The 19,555-nt window shown below is 44.9% G+C and carries 16 protein-coding genes; 15 read left to right on the top strand and 1 reads right to left on the bottom strand.

From position 1 onward, the window contains the following. Nucleotides 1-38 precede the first annotated feature (38 nt). From lepA to acpS, 7 genes are all read left to right on the top strand, one after another. Nucleotides 39-1,832 (top strand): translation elongation factor 4, encoded by a 1,794-nt coding sequence (lepA, locus tag QUF19_RS14535; protein ID WP_286294751.1) that lies wholly within the window; start codon nucleotides 39-41, stop codon nucleotides 1,830-1,832. Between the two features lie 97 nt (nucleotides 1,833-1,929). Then, entirely contained in the window at nucleotides 1,930-2,826 is an 897-nt protein-coding gene (gene lepB, locus QUF19_RS14530; RefSeq protein ID WP_102353386.1) for a signal peptidase I, read from the top strand. Nucleotides 2,827-2,852: 26 nt separating this feature from the next. Continuing rightward, complete coding sequence (gene rnc, locus QUF19_RS14525; RefSeq protein WP_004735383.1) at nucleotides 2,853-3,530, top strand: ribonuclease III; 678 nt, start codon at nucleotides 2,853-2,855, stop codon at nucleotides 3,528-3,530. After that, nucleotides 3,523-4,494 carry a GTPase Era gene (era, locus tag QUF19_RS14520; protein ID WP_004735384.1) on the top strand — a complete coding sequence of 324 codons (972 nt, stop codon included), beginning with the start codon at nucleotides 3,523-3,525 and terminating at the stop codon, nucleotides 4,492-4,494. Before rnc ends, era begins: the two co-directional genes overlap by 8 nt. 102 nt (nucleotides 4,495-4,596) lie before the next feature. Beyond that, nucleotides 4,597-5,325 (top strand): DNA repair protein RecO, encoded by a 729-nt coding sequence (gene recO, locus QUF19_RS14515; protein WP_017108686.1) that lies wholly within the window; start codon nucleotides 4,597-4,599, stop codon nucleotides 5,323-5,325. Beyond that, complete coding sequence (gene pdxJ / locus QUF19_RS14510) at nucleotides 5,322-6,059, top strand: pyridoxine 5'-phosphate synthase (protein WP_017108145.1); 738 nt, start codon at nucleotides 5,322-5,324, stop codon at nucleotides 6,057-6,059. Before recO ends, pdxJ begins: the two co-directional genes overlap by 4 nt. A gap of 92 nt (nucleotides 6,060-6,151) precedes the next feature. Continuing rightward, nucleotides 6,152-6,532 carry a holo-ACP synthase gene (gene acpS, locus QUF19_RS14505; RefSeq protein WP_286294750.1) on the top strand — a complete coding sequence of 127 codons (381 nt, stop codon included), beginning with the start codon at nucleotides 6,152-6,154 and terminating at the stop codon, nucleotides 6,530-6,532. A 186-nt stretch (nucleotides 6,533-6,718) separates the two neighbouring features. Here acpS and barA read toward each other — a convergent pair whose 3' ends face one another. Beyond that, nucleotides 6,719-9,532, bottom strand: coding sequence for a two-component sensor histidine kinase BarA (gene barA / locus QUF19_RS14500; protein ID WP_286294749.1), 2,814 nt, complete (start codon nucleotides 9,530-9,532; stop codon nucleotides 6,719-6,721). 165 nt (nucleotides 9,533-9,697) lie between these two features. Here barA and rlmD point away from each other — a divergent pair, with 165 nt between their 5' ends. The 8 genes from rlmD (at nucleotide 9,698) to ispF (ending at nucleotide 19,553) form a co-directional block, all read left to right on the top strand. Beyond that, complete coding sequence (gene rlmD, locus QUF19_RS14495; protein WP_286294748.1) at nucleotides 9,698-11,017, top strand: 23S rRNA (uracil(1939)-C(5))-methyltransferase RlmD; 1,320 nt, start codon at nucleotides 9,698-9,700, stop codon at nucleotides 11,015-11,017. Nucleotides 11,018-11,153: 136 nt separating this feature from the next. After that, nucleotides 11,154-13,379 carry a GTP diphosphokinase gene (gene relA / locus QUF19_RS14490; protein ID WP_029223233.1) on the top strand — a complete coding sequence of 742 codons (2,226 nt, stop codon included), beginning with the start codon at nucleotides 11,154-11,156 and terminating at the stop codon, nucleotides 13,377-13,379. Nucleotides 13,380-13,708: 329 nt separating this feature from the next. Beyond that, nucleotides 13,709-14,524, top strand: a complete 816-nt coding sequence (gene mazG / locus QUF19_RS14485; RefSeq protein WP_004735391.1) for a nucleoside triphosphate pyrophosphohydrolase — start codon at nucleotides 13,709-13,711, stop codon at nucleotides 14,522-14,524. 132 nt (nucleotides 14,525-14,656) lie between these two features. Further along, a complete protein-coding gene (gene pyrG / locus QUF19_RS14480; RefSeq protein ID WP_017108150.1) occupies nucleotides 14,657-16,297 on the top strand; it encodes a CTP synthase in 1,641 nt (546 codons plus the stop codon). A gap of 81 nt (nucleotides 16,298-16,378) precedes the next feature. Beyond that, nucleotides 16,379-17,677 carry a phosphopyruvate hydratase gene (gene eno, locus QUF19_RS14475; protein ID WP_004735393.1) on the top strand — a complete coding sequence of 433 codons (1,299 nt, stop codon included), beginning with the start codon at nucleotides 16,379-16,381 and terminating at the stop codon, nucleotides 17,675-17,677. A gap of 411 nt (nucleotides 17,678-18,088) precedes the next feature. Then, nucleotides 18,089-18,370, top strand: coding sequence for a cell division protein FtsB (ftsB, locus tag QUF19_RS14470; RefSeq protein ID WP_004735394.1), 282 nt, complete (start codon nucleotides 18,089-18,091; stop codon nucleotides 18,368-18,370). Next, nucleotides 18,370-19,071 (top strand): 2-C-methyl-D-erythritol 4-phosphate cytidylyltransferase, encoded by a 702-nt coding sequence (ispD, locus tag QUF19_RS14465; protein WP_017090808.1) that lies wholly within the window; start codon nucleotides 18,370-18,372, stop codon nucleotides 19,069-19,071. The genes ftsB and ispD overlap by 1 nt, the downstream gene beginning before the upstream one ends. A 2-nt stretch (nucleotides 19,072-19,073) precedes the next feature. Then, on the top strand, nucleotides 19,074-19,553 hold the full coding sequence (ispF, locus tag QUF19_RS14460) for a 2-C-methyl-D-erythritol 2,4-cyclodiphosphate synthase (protein ID WP_004735397.1): 480 nt from the start codon (nucleotides 19,074-19,076) through the stop codon (nucleotides 19,551-19,553). The last annotated feature ends 2 nt before the right edge of the window (nucleotides 19,554-19,555 follow it).

Below are 19,555 nucleotides of genomic sequence, written 5' to 3'. Positions count from 1 at the left end.
TATTATCCCTATTCAAAGAGTTTAGTCACACCAAGCCTATGAAGCACATTCGTAATTTTTCGATTATCGCCCACATCGACCACGGTAAGTCGACCCTTTCTGACCGCTTAATCCAAGTTTGTGGAGGGTTAAGTGAACGTGAGATGGCAGCTCAAGTCCTCGATTCTATGGATATAGAACGCGAGCGTGGTATTACAATTAAAGCGCAGAGTGTGACTTTAGATTACAAAGCGAAAGATGGTGAAACTTACCAACTTAACTTTATCGACACTCCAGGACACGTAGATTTCTCTTACGAAGTATCTCGTTCTCTAGCCGCTTGTGAAGGCGCGCTATTGGTTGTGGATGCTGGTCAAGGTGTTGAAGCACAAACTCTAGCAAACTGTTACACCGCGATCGAAATGGAACTGGAAGTAGTGCCAATCTTGAACAAGATTGACTTACCTGCTGCTGAACCTGAGCGTGTTGCTGAAGAAATCGAAGAGATCGTTGGTATCGATGCGATGGAAGCGACTCGTTGTTCTGCAAAAACTGGTATCGGTGTTGATGACGTTCTTGAAAACATCGTAACGGCTATCCCACCACCAGAAGGTGATCCAGAAGCGCCACTACAAGCGCTGATCATCGACTCTTGGTTCGATAACTACTTAGGCGTTGTTTCTTTGGTTCGTATCAAGAACGGTAAGCTGAAGAAGAACGACAAGATTAGAGTAATGTCGACAGACCAAGTTTGGGGTGTTGACCGTCTAGGTATCTTCACACCTAAGCAAATCGACACAACTGAGCTAAATACTGGCGAAGTTGGTTGGGTTGTTTGTGGTATTAAAGACATCCTTGGCGCACCTGTTGGTGATACGTTGACGCTTGCAAAAGGCGGCAGCACAGAACGTCTACCTGGTTTCCAAAAAGTGAAGCCTCAGGTATACGCAGGTCTATTCCCAGTATCGTCTGATGACTACGAAAACTTCCGTGACGCACTAGGCAAACTAAGCCTGAACGATGCATCACTGTTCTACGAACCAGAAAGTTCAGCAGCACTTGGCTTTGGTTTCCGTTGTGGCTTCTTAGGAATGCTTCACATGGAGATCATTCAAGAGCGTTTAGAGCGTGAATACGACCTAGACCTAATCACAACGGCACCAACCGTAGTGTACGAAGTTGTAAAAACGGATGGCAGCATTCTTTATGTTGATAGCCCAGCTAAACTGCCTGCGACTAATGATGTAGAAGAAATTCGTGAGCCTATCGCTCGTTGTAATATCCTTGTACCGTCTGACTACCTAGGTAACGTAATTACCTTATGTGTAGAAAAACGTGGTGTTCAAGTTGATATGGTTTATCACGGTAAGCAAGTAGCTGTGACTTACGACCTGCCAATGGCAGAAGTGGTTCTAGACTTCTTCGACCGTTTGAAATCAACATCTCGTGGCTATGCGTCACTGGATTACAACTTCCAACGTTTTGAAATGTCGAACATGGTTCGTGTAGACGTATTGCTTAATGGCGAAACGGTTGACGCACTAGCTATCATTACGCACAAAGACATTGCACAGTCTCGTGGTCGTCTATTGGTTGAGAAGATGAAAGAATTCATCCCTCGTCAAATGTTTGATATCGCGATTCAAGCAGCGATTGGTAACCACATCATTGCTCGTTCTACAGTGAAACAACTGCGTAAGAACGTAATCGCAAAATGTTACGGTGGTGATATCAGTCGTAAGAAGAAACTTCTTAAGAAACAAAAAGAAGGTAAGAAACGTATGAAGCAGATCGGTAACGTTGAACTGCCTCAAGAAGCATTCTTAGCGATTCTTCATGTTGGTAAAGACTAACTTTATCCAGCATTAAACGAATAATTGAAAGTGGAAGAGTAGCTCGCTATTCTTTCACTTTCGTTATTTTTAAAGAAATGAAATTTAAGGGATATCAATGGCTAATACATTTTCGCTTATTTTAGTGATCGTAACTCTAGTGACCGGCATTGTATGGGCGTTGGAAAAGTTTGTGTGGGCGAAGAAACGCCAACAAAAATTGGCTGACGTTGAAGCACAATCGAATGGCCTAGACGCTGCAACCAGCGCAAAAGTTACGGCTCAGCCTTGGTGGGTTGAGAACAGTGTGTCCATTTTCCCTGTAATTGCATTTGTTTTGGTTTTGCGTTCATTTATTTATGAACCGTTTCAAATCCCATCTGGTTCGATGATGCCAACCCTTTTGGTTGGTGATTTCATCTTAGTAGAGAAGTACGCGTACGGTCTAAAAGACCCGGTATGGCGCACTCAATTGGTCGAAACGGGCAAGCCAGAGCGTGGTGATTCAATCGTATTTAAGTACCCACCTCAGCCGAATATCGACTACATCAAACGTGTTGTTGGTATGCCTGGCGACACAATTCGCTACAGCAGCCGCAAAGAGGTCTGCATTCAAGCGAAGGGCACAAGTAGCTGTGAACCAGTGAAACTAAGTCACGTTGAAGAAAGTCAATTTATTCAAGATGGTGTACCTCTGATTCAGCTGAATGAACAGCTGGGTGATGTGGAGCACCAAATTTTAGTTAACCCATTACGCCGTGATCGTGTGCAAGCATATCAACCTCGCAATGGTGTTAACGAGTGGATCGTTCCAGAAGGCCAATACTTTGTGATGGGTGATAACCGTGACAACAGTGCTGACAGCCGTTACTGGGGCTTTGTCCCTGAAGCAAACCTTGTTGGTAAGGCCGTTGCTATTTGGATCAGCTTCGAATTCGAACGCGGTTCAGACAGTGTACTTCCAACATGGATTCCTACTGGTGTGCGTTTTAATCGCATCGGTGGGATTCACTAATCGATCACATAACACATCGAGAGAGCATGAATTCTCCAATTGATAAACTAGAGAGAAAGATTGGCTATCAGTTTAATGATGCCGATCTTATCCATCTGGCGCTGACTCACCGCAGCGCCGCAGGTAAACACAACGAACGTCTTGAGTTTCTGGGCGATTCAATTTTAAGTTTTGTTATCGCTGATGATCTTTACCACCGTTTTCCTAAGGTAAACGAAGGTGATATGAGCCGCATGCGCGCAACATTAGTACGTGGTCATACATTGGCAGAACTAGGTCGTGAATTCGAACTAGGAGATTACTTAAAATTAGGTCCAGGTGAGTTGAAGAGTGGCGGTTTCCGTCGTGATTCTATTCTAGCGGATGCAGTAGAAGCGATCATCGGTGCTGTCTATTTAGATAGTGATACCGAGGTTGTTCGCCGCATTATTTTAAGCTGGTACCAATCTCGCCTAGAGTCTATTCAGCCTGGTGTATCTCAAAAAGATCCAAAAACTCGCTTACAAGAGTTTTTACAAGGTCGAAGAAATCCCCTACCTGTCTACACAGTGACTAATATTAAAGGTGAAGCACACAACCAAGAGTTTACGGTTGAGTGTGAAGTGGCAGGTGTGGATAAACCTGTTATCGGTAAAGGCACTAGCCGCCGCAAGGCAGAACAAGCGGCTGCTGAAACAGCATTAGAGCAACTAAGCAATGTCTGATAACAATCAAGATTTCGATATCGATGCATTCTTTTCATCTGATAGCAAAAAAACGGGCCTACCGGAAAACCAACACTGTGGCTTCATCGCTATTGTGGGTCGACCAAACGTAGGTAAATCGACGCTTCTGAACCATATTTTGGGTCAGAAAATCTCGATCACATCACGTAAACCTCAGACGACACGTCACCGTATTATGGGCGTAGAAACTGAAGGTGATTACCAAGCGATCTACGTTGATACTCCTGGACTTCATATTGAAGAAAAGCGTGCAATCAACCGTTTGATGAACCGTGCGGCGAACAGCTCACTGAGCGATGTGAACCTAGTATTTTTCCTTGTGGACGGTACTCACTGGACTGACGACGATGAAATGGTACTGAACAAGCTGAGAAAAACAGATTTCCCAGTTGTCCTTTGTATTAACAAGGTAGACAACGTTCAAGATCGTACCGACGTAATGCAACACATGATGGAAGTGTCTAAGAAGATGGACTTCCTTGATGTTGTGCCAATCTCGGCGAAGCAAGGTAAGAATATCGATGTACTGCGTAAGCACGTTCGTAACTCTTTACCAAAAGCGACGCACCACTTCCCTGAAGAGTACGTAACGGATCGTTCACAGCGCTTTATGGCCTCTGAAATCATCCGTGAAAAACTGATGCGATTCACAGGCGAAGAGCTACCTTACTCAGTAACGGTTGAAATCGAGCGTTTTGATTACAACCCAGATAACGATGGTTTCCACATCAATGCTTTGATTCTTGTTGAACGTACTGGTCAGAAGAAGATGGTAATTGGTAAAGCGGGCGAGAAGATCAAAACGATTGGTCGTGAAGCTCGTATCGATATGGAAGAACTATTCGGTCGTAAGGTTTACCTAGAGACTTGGGTTAAAGTTAAGTCTGGTTGGGCTGACGATGAGCGTGCACTTCGCTCGTTAGGCTACATCGACGATCTATAATATATTGAACGTCACTTTCTGATATCAAGAAAGTTGAATTGAATATAAATACAAGAGAGAGTGCGAACTCTCTCTTTTTGTATCTGTAAGAAGGGTAAGTTATTGAGCGAAGGGTTACAGCGATGCTTTGTGTTGCACCGTCGACCATACAGTGAGTCGAGCCTGATTCTGGACGTCTTCAGTGAAGAGTACGGTCGGGTGACGTTGATGTCTAAAGGTGCGCGGAGTAAGCGTTCTAATTTGAAAGGTGCATTGCAACCTTTTACGCCTCTGCTGCTTAAGTGGTCCGGCAATGGTTCAATGAAAACGTTGCGCCAAGCTGAACCAATCAGCTTGGGGCTTCCTCTTGCCGGTATCAATCTGTACTCAGCAATGTACGTCAATGAGTTAGTTGGGCGAGTGTTGATGGCCGAAGTGGCTATGCCCGCATTTTTTCACGACTATCTTCATGCCTTAACAGAACTCGCTCATAATGAGAATCCTGAGCCAGCGCTACGTCGTTTTGAATTGGCTCTACTTTCCGCTATGGGGTATGGCGTCGACTTTTTACACTGTGCGGGTACCGGTGAGCCGATTGATCCGAGCATGACTTATCGTTATCGAGAGCAGAAAGGTTTTATCGCATCAGTGCGTCGAGATAACCTAACTTTTATGGGCGATGAACTTATCGCAATCAGTGAACGTAGGTTTATCACTAAAGAGCAGTTAAAAGCGGCAAAACGCTTTACACGCATAGCCTTAAAGCCGTATCTTGGCGGCAAACCATTAAAAAGTAGAGAGCTATTTATGCCAACAATAGCCCTCTCTAGAGCACGGAGTATTGGAAAATGAGCTCAATCCTTTTAGGCGTTAATATCGACCATATTGCAACACTACGTAATGCACGTGGTACTAAATATCCAGACCCAGTACACGCAGCTGAAATTGCTGAACGTGCTGGTGCTGACGGCATCACAATTCACCTACGCGAAGATCGCCGTCATATCGTTGACCGTGATGTACGCATTCTTGCTGAGACAATTCAAACTCGCATGAATCTTGAGATGGCCGTGACGGACGAGATGGTTCAAATCGCACTTGATACCAATCCTGAGTTCGTTTGCTTGGTTCCAGAAAAACGTGAAGAGCTAACGACTGAAGGTGGCTTGGATGTTGTCGGTCAACTAGAGAAGATCAAAGCGGCGACGGAAAAACTGTCGGCTGCAGGTATTAAGGTCTCTCTATTTATCGATGCAGATCGTGAGCAAATCGATGCAGCAAAAGCATGTGGTGCACCGTTTATTGAGCTTCACACTGGTCATTACGCTGATGCGAAAACAGAAGAAGATCAGCAAGATGAGCTTAAAAAGATTGCTGCAGGCGCAAGCTACGCAGATGACTTAGGTATTACAGTGAATGCGGGTCATGGCCTGACTTACCACAACGTAGCACCTATTGCGGCACTTCCAGAGATCTACGAGTTGAACATCGGTCACTCTATCATGGGACGCGCAGTGTTTGATGGCTTGAACAAAGCCGTTGCAGACATGAAAGCAATCATGGAAACAGCGCGTAACAACGCCTAGCTTGTTAAGTGTTAAGTGTTAAGTGTTAAGTGTTAAGTGGTTAATCAAAAACCAATAGAATCAATAAATCGAAGTTTGATAGTAAGGTAAACATGGCTGTTGTTGGATTAGGTACAGATATCGCAGAAATAGAACGTGTAGAAAGAGCACTGTCACGAAGTGGTGAGGCTTTCGCTAAACGTATTTTGACGGATTCTGAATTTGAAGTATTCCAGCAGCTTAAGCAAAAAGGGCGTTACCTTGCGAAGCGTTTTGCGGCTAAAGAAGCGGCATCGAAAGCGCTCGGTACTGGTATCGCGCTTGGTGTTACCTTTCACGATTTTGAAATATCGAACGATGAGCATGGCAAGCCAGTTTTGAACTTGCATAAAAAAGCTCAGGAAATCGCATTGGCGAATGGAACAAAGTCGATTCATCTGACGATTTCCGATGAGCGCCACTACGCGGTGGCGACGGTATTACTTGAGTCGTGAGCTTTGAATTGAGCCATGTGTTTAGACTACGAGCATGTTTAGTTACGAATGTGTTTAGGTACTGAACGAATCGATTAACACTGACCAAATATTCCAGTAAAAAAAAGCAGAGCTCATGGCTCTGCTTTTTTATTATCTGAACGCGTTACAGTTTCCTGCCAACTGCCAACTGCCAACTGCCAACTTTTAACTGTTAATCGGCTGCAAGTAATGGATCGCTGTTGCCTGAACCTTGTCTAATTCATCCTGCAATTCAAACAGCTCTGGCTCAATCGCCTCAATGGAAGTGCCTGAGCGCAACTCTTTCTCTATCGTTGCACATACCGATTTTAGCCTTGGTACGCCGCTGTATGAGCTGCTGCCGTGCATTTTGTGGATGATATGTATCAGTTCTTCAACTGGGAAGTCGTTGTCTTCTATCGCTTTCTCTGCGGCTTCATAAACCTCAGGAATAAAGTCCACTAACATTCGCAGCATATCGCGTGCAAGATCCTCTTTGTTAGCGGCCTGCTTCATTGCGGCTTGCCAATCAATGATGATGTTTTTGTGCACGTTCGCTTCTGTTTCTTGTGGCTGACTACTATCGATCTCAACTGCGACGGCTGGATGTTCAGGGTCTATCTTATCGATATGCTCAACCTCTGAAGCCGGACTCCAGTGGAGTAGAACCTGCTGTAATACATGCTCTTCGATAGGCTTGGTCAGGTAGTCATCCATACCCGCAGCGAGCAATCGATCTCGCTCACCCGTCATGGCGTGCGCGGTTACCGCGATAATCGGTGTATTGGCATTGTTAGCGAGTTTCTTAATGTGCTGACAAGCGGTCACGCCATCCATTTGTGGCATTTGGATATCCATGAAGATGATATCAAACGGTGTGGTGGTCGCTTTGTCGATTGCCTGTTGACCGTTAGTACAGCTGATCACGGTTTCCACACGCTCTTTCAATAACGCAGTAATCAACTTAAGGTTGGCTGGGTTATCGTCTACCGCCAGTACTGTTAACGGTAGTTTCTCTTCTGAGTGCGTTTCAATCGCTGGAGCAATCAAGGTTGGTGCTTGATTAGAGATCAGAGTTTGCAGCAGCTTCTTACGAGAGAGAGGCTTGGTAATGCATTGAACATCGACCTCTTTCATCAATTGCTCGCCTAATGCAAGTTCGGTACTTGGAGTACCAATAATGACGTTCTGAGCAATTTTCTTCGCACCAATTGCCCAGCCACTGACGGTATCAAGTTGGTATTCTTGGTTCGCGGCAAGGTTTAGCAATACGTAGTCATAAGAGGTGCTTTCGTCAGGCATCACCGAACGGTAAGTGACGACCAGCCCTTCTTGGGTCAAGATCTGCTGAGTAATCGAGGCGGCTTGCATGTTTGGCTCGATCAACAACAACTGTTTGTCTTGTAGACATTGAGTTTCGATAAGCTCGGTCATTGGCATATCAGTCGTTGATAATCTTAAAGTAAACCAGAAGGTTGAGCCTTGGTGCAGGCGACTGGTTAGGCTGATCTCACCGCCCATCTGGCTTACCAATTTCTGTGTGATAACGAGACCAAGGCCGGTACCACCATAACGACGAGAGATACTCGCATCCGCTTGGCTGAAGGCTTGGAATAGCTGAGCTTGTTGACGCTCCGAGATACCTATACCGGTGTCTCGAACCATGAATTGAAGCTCGATGTTGTCTTCGGTCTGAGAACGAAGTTCAACACTGATGTCAATGTTGCCACGTTCGGTAAACTTGATTGAGTTACCAACAAGGTTGGTTAGGATCTGTTGAATACGCAGCGGATCACCAACCACGCCTGGTGGCACTTTCGGATCAATTTTAAGCGTCAGCTCTAGGCCTTTCTCATGAGCATTGGTCGCTTGAAGGTTCACAACCTCTTCAAGGCTGGCTTGGAATTCAAATGGGATGTTCTCGAGCGCTAATTTACCAGCTTCCAACTTCGAGAAATCGAGAATATCGTTGATGATGCTTAGTAGGTTGTTGGCAGAGCGCTCAATGGTCTGCAAGTAGTCTGTTTGGCTGGTCGATAAGTGGGTTTTAAGCATCTGACGAGTAAAGCCAATCACACCGTTGAGCGGTGTTCTCAATTCGTGAGACATGTTAGCCAAGAACTCAGACTTAACACGAGCTGCTTCTTGAGCGCGTTTTTTCGCAATGTCTAACTCAACGTTTTGAATCTCTAATTGCTCTAGGGTTTCACGCAGATCAGACGTTGCTTGGTCGATGCTGTGCTGCATCTCGACGTGATATTCTGATAGCGATACCGCCATCGCGTTGATACCGTTTTTCAGTGAATCTAGCTCACCATGCATCTTGCCTTCGATACGTACATCGAGATGACCTCGTCGAATCCGGTCAACCATGTTTTTCATGTGCGTGATCGGTTGAGTTACATCGTGCATTAAGCGGAACGCAAACACGCCCGATAAACCAAGTCCCAGAATCAACACCAAGAAAGCAGAGAACACCTCTTGATACTGCTGTAATCGTAATGAAGATAAGTCGAGTTCAATCGCGATATAGCCAATCGCTTGGTTCGCTTGTGATTGCCCGTTGGCTGAGTTGATGTATTGCCCCTCAGCGATGATGGGCGTCCTGAGAATCAGCGTGTTATCGAGCAGGTTCGACGAGCTCAAATGCGGTATCGGCTTATCTTTGGGATAAGTGAGGCTTTCAAAGTCGGGGTGGAAGTTTGAGGTTACGAACAACTCATGGCGTTCATCAAACACCGCGATACTGCGCACAAGGTTAGAGTTTTTTCGATGTGCATAGCTGATGAGTTGGCGAACAGACTCTCGACTTTCGAGTTGCATGCCAGATGCGCTCGCAATCGCAAGCGGTTCTATAATGCTAGTACCAGTGTTAACCACCTGACCCTCAAGGTCTTGATAGCGGTTAAATGAGAAAAATGCACTCAATAGCAGCCCAATAATTAGGGTTGGAGCTAGAGTTAAGGTAATTACACGGGCTCTTAAGCCATATCTGGTCATGTTCTTTAATTACATCGAGGTCTGGATATGGGAAAATAACGCGCACAATGGCGGTTAAGTGAACGGTAAGCTTAATCAAAGCCGTGACGTTCGACAATGATTCCAAGACATAATAGTGAGTCCTGGATACAAATTACTTATTAAAAGATACATTAGGCACAAGCAATGGCACGTTTTTTTCAATCAAAAAAGAAAACTCAATTCGAGACCAAGCACCAATCGGTTTTGGTTGAACGAATGGATCACAATGGGGCAGGTATTGCTTATCAGAAAAATAAGCCCGTTTTCATTGATGGTGCATTGCCGGGTGAGCAGGTTGTAATTCAGCTCATCGAGAGTAAGAGTAAATTTGCGCGAGCAAAACTGATTAAATTACTGGAGCCAAGCGAACTGCGTTTGAAGCCTTTCTGTAAACATTTTAATCAGTGCGGTGGTTGTCATCTCCAGCACCTTGGCTACTCTTCTCAGGTAGAACATAAAGCGCAGTCTTTGAACCACTTGATGAGCCAATATCAAACGGATAAAACAGACGTTGTTGAACCGATTATTGGTGATGACACAGGTTATCGCCGCCGTGCGCGCATCAGCTTGTTTGTTGATAAGAAAACACAGAAACTTCAGTTTGGTTTCCGTAAAAAGCAAAGCAAGCAGATTGAAAATATTACCGATTGTGCGGTGCTTGACCCTCGCCTCAATGCCTTGCTGCCAAAGCTGAAAAGTTTACTGAATACTTTCAGCAACCTTACTTCTTTAGGACACGTTGAATTAGTGATCGGGGATACTGGTCCAGTCATGGTGCTACGCCACCTTAAGCCTTTGGTTGAAAAAGATGAGCAATCTTTGATTGAGCTGGCTCAGGCAGAAGGCGCTACGCTGTATTCTATGCCAGAAACAGACAAGTTGATTCGTTTGGTGGGTGATACGCCAAGCTATAACGAAACTGGCGTAACGTTACCTTTTGAACCAAACCACTTCATTCAAGTGAATCAAAAGGTCAATCAACAGATGGTAGCTCAAGCGATTGAATGGTTAGAGCCTCAAGCTGATGAGCGAGTGCTCGACCTGTTTTGTGGCTTAGGAAACTTCAGTCTACCTATCGCACAACAATCTGCGTTTGTGGTGGGTGTTGAAGGTGTCGATGAAATGGTTCAGCAGGCAACGTCTAACGCAGCTCTGAATCAATTAAGTAATACAGAATTCTACCAAGCGAACCTTGAAGAAGAACTGTCTTCACAACCTTGGGCAAAAGAAAGATTTGATAAAATCTTACTTGATCCAGCACGTGCAGGAGCGAGTGGGATCGTTGATCAAATTTCAGGGTTAGGAGCGAAGCGTGTGGTTTATGTTTCGTGTAATCCTGCTACTCTAGCTAGAGATTCAGAGAGCTTGAAAAAACAAGGCTACCAATTGGCTAAGCTAGGCATGTTGGACATGTTCCCTCATACCAGTCATCTCGAATCGATGGCTCTCTTTATCAAGGCTTAGAAGTCCTTAAATAAGGCTTAAAAATGTATTACAAAGGTGCGGGACTGCCTGCACCGATATCAATATGAGTCGAACTAACTTGGAACCAGTTAGTCATATTGAATTGGGTATAAAACATAATAACTAGGAAGGCATGATGGTTGCGGTACGAAGCGCACATTTAAACCCAAGCGAACAGTTTGAGCTAGATAATTGGATTGCGTCACTGAATCAAGACGCAAAAACCTCGAATAAACTGACCAAAGTTTATCGTCACTGTGAAGAGCTATTAAAAGATCACGAGCAAGGTGAACTTTTGCTTTGGCGTGGTCGCGAGATGATCGAAATCTTGGTCACCTTGTCGATGGATCGCGCTACTTTAGTGGCGGCACAACTCTTCCCAGTCGTATCAAGCGGTGTTTTTGAGCGTGAAGCGTTTGAAGAAAGTTACGGAAAGGAGACCGTAAAGCTGATTGATGGCGTGGAAGAAATGGCGGCTTTGGGCCAGCTAAATGTGACCCTTGAAGGCAGTGCAGCCTCGGGTCAAGTCGATAATGTTCGACGAATGCTATTGGCAATGGTGGATGATTTCCGCTGCGTAGTCATCAAACTAGCAGAGCGAATTTGTAACCTAATAGAAGTAAAAAAGGCCCCTGATGCTGTGCGCCGTGCGGCAGCAAAAGAGTGTGCCAACATCTATGCGCCTCTTGCAAACCGTCTCGGTATTGGTCAGCTAAAGTGGGAAATTGAAGATTACGCTTTCCGCTACCAACAACCCGATACCTATAAGCAGATTGCTAAACAGCTGTCTGAGCGACGTATCGTGCGCGAACAATACATCACCGACTTTGTTGACGATCTCACGTCAGAAATGAACCGTTCAAGCATCAATGCTGAAGTCAGCGGTCGACCAAAACACATCTACAGTATCTGGCGCAAAATGCAGAAAAAAGGCTTAGAGTTTGATGAGCTTTTTGACGTGCGTGCGGTGCGTATTATCGCAGACCAGCTGCAAGACTGTTATGCCGGATTAGGTGTGGTTCACACCAAATACAAACATCTACCCAGTGAATTTGATGACTACGTGGCGAATCCTAAGCCAAATGGTTATCAGTCGATTCATACCGTAGTTCTTGGCCCTGAAGGCAAGACCATTGAAATTCAGATTCGAACCAAGCAGATGCATGAAGATTCTGAATTGGGCGTTGCTGCGCACTGGAAATACAAAGAAGGTGCATCTAGCGGCGTACGCAGTGGCTACGATGAGAAAATCACCTGGTTGCGTAAGCTTATCGACTGGCAAGAAGAGATGTCGGATTCTGGCGAAATGCTGGATGAAGTACGTAGCCAAGTCTTTGATGATCGTGTCTATGCCTTTACACCACGCGGTGATGTGGTCGATTTACCAATGGGTGCAACACCGTTGGATTTTGCTTACCACATCCACTCGATGGTTGGACACCGTTGTATCGGTGCCAAAGTGGCAGGTCGAATCGTTCCGTTTACTCATAAGTTGGCGATGGGTGATCAAGTTGAGATCATCACTCAAAAAGAACCGAATCCATCACGTGATTGGCTAAACCCGACCACAGGTTTTGTTCATTCAAGTCGAGCTCGTGCAAAAATTAACGCTTGGTTCCGTGCTCAGAGTCGTGAGAAAAACCTCGAAGCTGGACGAGATATCTTAGAAGTCGAGCTAGGCAGAGTCGGCGCAACACTGAAAGATGCCGAGCAATACGCGCTGAAACGATTCAACGTCAACACTCCAGATGAATTGTATGCGGGTATTGGTAGCGGCGATTTACGTATCAACCAAGTCGTTAATCACATCAATGCTTTGGTCAACAAGCCAACGGCGGAAGAAGAAGATAAGAAAGCGCTCGAGAAGTTGCTTGAATCTGACAATAAGCCAGCGCATCAAAGTCGTCCGAAAAAGGATGCCGTCGTTGTTGAAGGTGTTGATAACCTAATGACCCATTTGGCTCGTTGTTGTCAGCCTATCCCTGGCGATGTGATCAAAGGTTACATTACTCAAGGGCGTGGTATCTCAGTACACCGCAGCGATTGCGAACAGTTGAGTGAGCTTAACCTGCATGCTCCCGAACGTATCATCGATACTGTGTGGGGCGATGGTTTCGTAGGCTCGTATATCTTAACGCTGCGTGTAGAGGCGCTAGAACGTACCGGCTTGTTGAAAGACATCACATCCTTGTTCTTGAACGAAAAAGTCAGTGTGACGACAATGAAGAGCCGTATTGACTATAAACGTCAGCTGTCAGTGATGGATTTCGATTTGGAAGTGACCAATATTGAGATTCTGAGTCGCGTAACAAGCAGAGTAGAACAAATCAAAGATGTAATGAGCGTCAAAAGACTAGGCTAGTTTTTACGTCGTACTTGGCTTTCTAACCGTGTTAACTGCACTATACTCGCTTCATCACATAGGCAAGCTATGCTCAGAAGTCTCGTAAGTTTGTTGCCTTGTTAGAAGAACCAATTACTTAGTAAAACAAAGATAGTCGTCATTCCCTACAGTGAGGGACGAACGTGATAGGGAATCTCGCCAAGCGATTTGAGATCCCCAACTCGCTCATTCTTCGCTCTTGAGGATGACTGGAAAAATAGAAAGGTGAGTGGTTTTGGCTGCTCACCTTTTTTAGTTTTAGTGAAGTTTAAATTTAAAAATCAAAGACAGTGAATAGGAAGAAAACGATGAATCACCCGATTGAACAACTTGAACAGATTATGGCTAAGCTGCGCGATCCTGAAGGTGGCTGTCCTTGGGATTTGAAACAAAATTTTGAAACAATTGTGCCGCATACTATCGAAGAGACCTACGAAGTGGTGGATGCGATTCACAATAAAGACTGGCCGAATCTACAAGAAGAGTTGGGCGACCTGTTGTTTCAGGTGATCTTCTATAGCCAGCTAGCAAAAGAGCAGGGCTTGTTTGAGTTCTCTGATGTGGTCGACGGAATTAATGAGAAGCTGACTCGCCGTCATCCTCATGTATTTTCTGATACAGAATTTGCCAGTGATGAAGAAATTAATGCCAACTGGGAAGCTGAAAAAGCCAAAGAAAAAGCACAGGCAGGAAAAACTCAGGAAAGTATTCTAGACTCAATACCAAACTCTCTACCTGCACTTTCGCGTGCTACAAAAATTCAAAAGCAAGTCGCGAAATTTGGCTTTGATTGGGACTCTATTGGCCCAGTCGCAGATAAGGTTTTAGAGGAAGTTGATGAGGTGTTAGAAGAAGCGCTTCAAGTAACGCCAAACGAAGATTTAGTTGAAGAAGAACTGGGTGATTTATTGTTTGCTACCGTCAATTTAGTGCGACATTTAGGTAAAAATCCAGAAACGGCTCTCAATAAAGCCAATCTGAAATTTTCACGCCGCTTTAAAGGTGTGGAACAAAAAGTTCGTCAGCAAGATAAAATTTTGACCGACTTTTCTCTACAACAGCTTGATTCCATGTGGGATGAAGTCAAAGTGGCGGAGAAAAGATCATCAAAGCTTTTATCATGAATTGATTTGAAGCAAAAAATAAAAAATTGCAGTGTGATAGATTTCACGTTGTGGCGATAAGGGGCTTCTGGTATATTTTCATCCCGTCCAGAAGTAATCCATTTCCCTCATTCAACCAATTTCAGGTTAAACATGACGACAAATTACATTTTTGTTACTGGCGGGGTTGTATCCTCTCTAGGTAAAGGTATTGCAGCAGCATCTCTTGCGGCTATTTTAGAAGCTCGTGGTCTTAAAGTGACTATGATGAAGCTTGACCCTTACATCAACGTTGATCCAGGCACTATGAGCCCGACTCAACACGGTGAAGTGTTCGTTACGGAAGATGGCGCTGAAACAGACCTTGACCTTGGTCACTATGAGCGATTCATTCGCACCAAGATGACTAAGCGTAACAACTTCACAGCAGGTCGTGTTTATGCTGACGTTCTACGTAATGAACGTCGTGGTGACTACCTAGGTGCAACAATCCAGGTTATCCCTCACATCACTAACTCTATCAAAGAACGCGTAATCTCTGGTGCTAAAGGCCACGATATCGCGCTTGTTGAAGTTGGTGGTACTGTAGGTGATATTGAATCTCTACCATTCATGGAAGCGATTCGTCAGCTAGCAGTAGAACTAGGCCGTGAACGCGCAATGTTCATGCACCTTACTCTAGTGCCATACCTAGCAGCTGCGGGCGAAGTGAAAACTAAGCCAACGCAACACTCTGTAAAAGAGCTGCTGTCTATCGGTATCCAGCCTGACATCCTAGTTTGTCGTTCAGATCGTGTTATCCCAGCAAACGAACGTAAGAAAATTGCTCTTTTCTGTAATGTACAAGAAAAAGCAGTTATCTCTATGAAAGACGTAGATTCAATCTACAAGATCCCACAATTAATCCGTGCTCAAGGCATTGATGATCTTGTATGTACGCGTTTCGGTATCAATGCACCAGAAGCTGATCTGTCTGAGTGGGAACAAGTAATTTACGAAGAAGCTAACCCAACGGGTGAAGTGACGATTGGTATGGTTGGTAAGTACATTGAACTGCCTGACGCATACAAATCAGTAAATGAAGCGCTGAAACACGCAGGCTTGAAAAATCGCCTAAGTGTCACAATTAAATATGTAGATTCACAAGATGTTGAATCTAAAGGCACAGAAATTCTACAAGACCTAGATGCAATCCTAGTTCCTGGTGGCTTTGGCGACCGTGGTGTTGAAGGTAAGATCCTTGCTGCTCAATACGCTCGTGAAAACAAAGTACCTTACTTAGGTATCTGTCTAGGTATGCAAGTTGCTCTTATTGAGTACGCTCGTAACGTTGCGAAAATGGAAGGTGCACACTCTTCTGAATTCTGCAAAGAAACTAAATACCCTGTTGTTGGCCTAATCACTGAGTGGATTGACGGCGAAGGTAAAGTTGAAGAGCGTACTGAAAAATCTGACCTAGGCGGCACAATGCGTCTTGGTTCACAGCTTTGTCACCTAGCGAAAGGGACGAAAGCTTACGAATTATACGGTAGCGCGACGATCCATGAACGTCACCGTCACCGTTACGAAGTGAACAACAATCTTCGTCCACAAATCGAAAAAGCGGGCCTAAAAGTATCGGGCCTATCTGCGGACAAGAAACTGGTTGAAGTTATTGAGAACCCGAACCACCCATGGTTTGTTGCTGCTCAGTTCCACCCAGAGTTCACTTCAACACCTCGCGATGGTCACCCATTGTTTGCAGGTTTCGTTAAAGCAGCTGGCGAATTCCAGCGCGGCGAATTAGAAAAGTAAAAAGGAATACAGGTAGCTGCGTAAGTTGTGCTGCTACCTTTAAATTTGACATTTATATATTCAACGAGAAGGAAACATTCAATGTCTAAGATCGTTAAAGTTCTAGGTCGTGAAATCATCGATTCACGTGGTAACCCAACTGTAGAAGCTGAAGTACACCTAGAAGGCGGTTTCGTAGGTATGGCTGCTGCTCCATCTGGCGCATCTACTGGTTCTCGCGAAGCTCTTGAGCTACGTGACGGCGACAAATCACGTTTCCTAGGTAAAGGTGTTCTTAAAGCAATTGAAGCTGTAAACGGCCCAATCGCTGACGCTCTAGTTGGTAAAGACGCTAAAGCACAAGCTGACGTTGACCAAGTTATGCTTGATCTAGACGGTACTGAGAACAAGTCTAAGTTTGGCGCTAACGCTATCCTTGCTGTTTCTCTAGCTAACGCAAAAGCTGCTGCTGCTGCGAAAGGCATGCCTCTATACGAGCACATTGCTGAGCTAAACGGTACTGCTGGTCAGTTCTCTATGCCTCTACCAATGATGAACATCATCAACGGTGGCGAGCACGCTGATAACAACGTTGACATCCAAGAGTTCATGATCCAACCAGTTGGCGCTAAAACTCTTAAAGAAGGTCTGCGTATCGGCGCTGAAGTATTCCACAACCTAGCTAAAGTTCTTAAGTCTAAAGGCTACAGCACTGCAGTTGGTGATGAAGGTGGTTTCGCTCCTAACCTTAAATCTAACGCTGAAGCTCTAGAAGTTATCGCAGAAGCTGTTGCAGCTGCTGGTTACGAACTAGGTAAAGACGTTACTCTTGCTATGGACTGTGCAGCATCTGAGTTCTTCGACAAAGAAGCTGGCATCTACAACATGAAGGGCGAAGGTAAAACTTTCACTTCTGAAGAGTTCAACCACTACCTAGCTGAACTAGCTAACAACTTCCCAATCGTTTCTATCGAAGACGGTCTTGACGAGTCAGATTGGGATGGCTTCAAGCACCAAACTGAACTTCTAGGCGACAAGCTTCAAATCGTTGGTGACGATCTTTTCGTTACAAACACTAAGATTCTTGCTGAAGGTATCGAGAAAGGCGTAGCTAACTCTATCCTTATCAAGTTCAACCAAATCGGTTCTCTAACAGAGACTCTAGCTGCTATCAAGATGGCTAAAGACGCTGGCTACACTGCAGTAATCTCTCACCGTTCTGGTGAAACTGAAGATGCAACTATCGCTGATCTAGCGGTAGGTACAGCTGCAGGTCAAATCAAAACTGGTTCTATGAGCCGTTCTGACCGTGTTGCTAAGTACAACCAACTTATCCGTATCGAAGAAGCTCTAGGTTCTAAAGCTCCTTTCAACGGTCTTAAAGAAGTTAAAGGTCAATAATTCACTCTGAATTATTAGCTTAAAGCTTTTGAAAACGCTCTACTTCGGTAGGGCGTTTTTTTTGCCTAAAATTCGTCATTCCCTAGACTGACGGAGGAAGGCATAGGGAATCTCTTGCTTACGTTAAGCGTGATAGATTCCCAACTCAGTCGTTCCTCCTTCTTGGGAATGACGTGGTTAGATGTCGTTGGGCAATGTGTGTCGTTTTCTCTTTTGCAGGTATTGGTTTATCTAATTCATGACTCCCTAGGCTGATGAAGGAGGGAGTCGGGACTCTCAACACAGGTTTCGCATAACAATAATTCCCCGACTTATTGATTCCCTGACACCACATATCTCGCACCAATAAGCTCATTATGGTATATATGTGCCTTATTCTAGTTCCTTCTTTTTCAACCGGCGAAAGGTGTTATGCGAATTTTTGCTTTAGTACTGCTCATAGTGTTTGGCTGGCTACAACACACACTGTGGCTCGGTAAAAATGGTATTTCTGATTACTACGGTGTGAACAACGAAATCCAAGTTCAGCAGCAAGTAAATGAAAAACTTCATCTGCGTAATGCTGAGATGTTTGCGGAAATCGACGATCTACGCCAAGGCTTAGACGCGATAGAAGAGCGCGCACGTCATGAGCTTGGAATGGTGAAAGAAGGCGAAACGTTTTATCGTATTATTGGTGAGGAATCTCATTAATGTCGAACCAACTTCAAAGCGTTATTGCTGTGGTCCCCGCTGCGGGCGTCGGCAGCCGAATGAAGGCAGACCGTCCCAAGCAATATCTTCAAATTCACGGTAAAACGATTTTAGAGCACACCGTTGAGAAACTGTTGTCTCATCCTCAAGTGTCTAAAATCGTGGTAGCGGTCAGCGACGATGACCCTTATTACCCTGAATTACCGCTTAACCTTAATCCACAGGTGATCAGAGTTTCCGGTGGAACGGAAAGAGCCGACTCGGTACTTTCTGCTTTGGATTATATTGCTCAACAGCAACTCAGTGATTGGGTGATGGTGCATGATGCCGCTAGGCCTTGTATCCAATTGAGCGACATCGACAAACTGATCTCTGGTGCTATGACCCATGATGTTGGTGCGATTTTAGCTGCGCCTGTTCGCGATACAATGAAACGTGGTGCGCAAGGACAAATTGAACACACGGTCGATCGCGTCGATCTCTGGCATGCGCTTACCCCTCAGATGTTCCGATCTAAGCCTTTACGGAAGGTCTTGAGTGAAGCTTTGCAACAAGGTGTTTCAATTACCGATGAAGCGTCTGCGTTTGAGTGGAAAGGTTTATCACCAGCACTGATTGCTGGGCGTTCAGATAATTTTAAGATTACTCAGCCTGAAGATTTGGCTTTGGCTGAGTTCTATTTAAGTCAGAATAAGGAATAATGATGATTCGTATTGGCCATGGCTTTGATGTACACAAATTTGGTGGTGAAGGCCCGGTAATTATTGGTGGCGTGAGCGTCCCTTATGAACAGGGTCTTATCGCACACTCAGACGGTGATGTTGCCCTGCACGCATTATGCGATGCTTTACTGGGTTCGATTGCAGCCGGTGATATTGGTCGTCATTTCCCTGATACGGATGATGAATGGAAAGGCGCAGATAGCCGCGAATTACTTAAAGATGTTTACCGTCGAGTAAAAGAGCAAGGTTATGTGATTGGTAATGCGGATATTACTATCATGGCGCAAGCTCCAAAGATGGCTCCTCATATAGACTCTATGTGCCAAGCCATTGCTCAAGATTTAGAAACAAGCATTAGCAATGTGAATGTAAAAGCCACGACTACCGAGCGTTTAGGTTTTACAGGTCGCAAAGAGGGCATCGCATGTGAAGCGGTGGTCCTAATTACTAAAAGTGCGTAAGC

Origin of the sequence: Vibrio sp. FE10, from assembly GCF_030297155.1 — a bacterium.
Lineage (GTDB): Bacteria > Pseudomonadota > Gammaproteobacteria > Enterobacterales > Vibrionaceae > Vibrio > Vibrio apostichopi.
The sequence above is the reverse complement of the archived record's forward strand: the minus strand, read 5'-3'. Positions and strand labels throughout refer to the sequence as shown.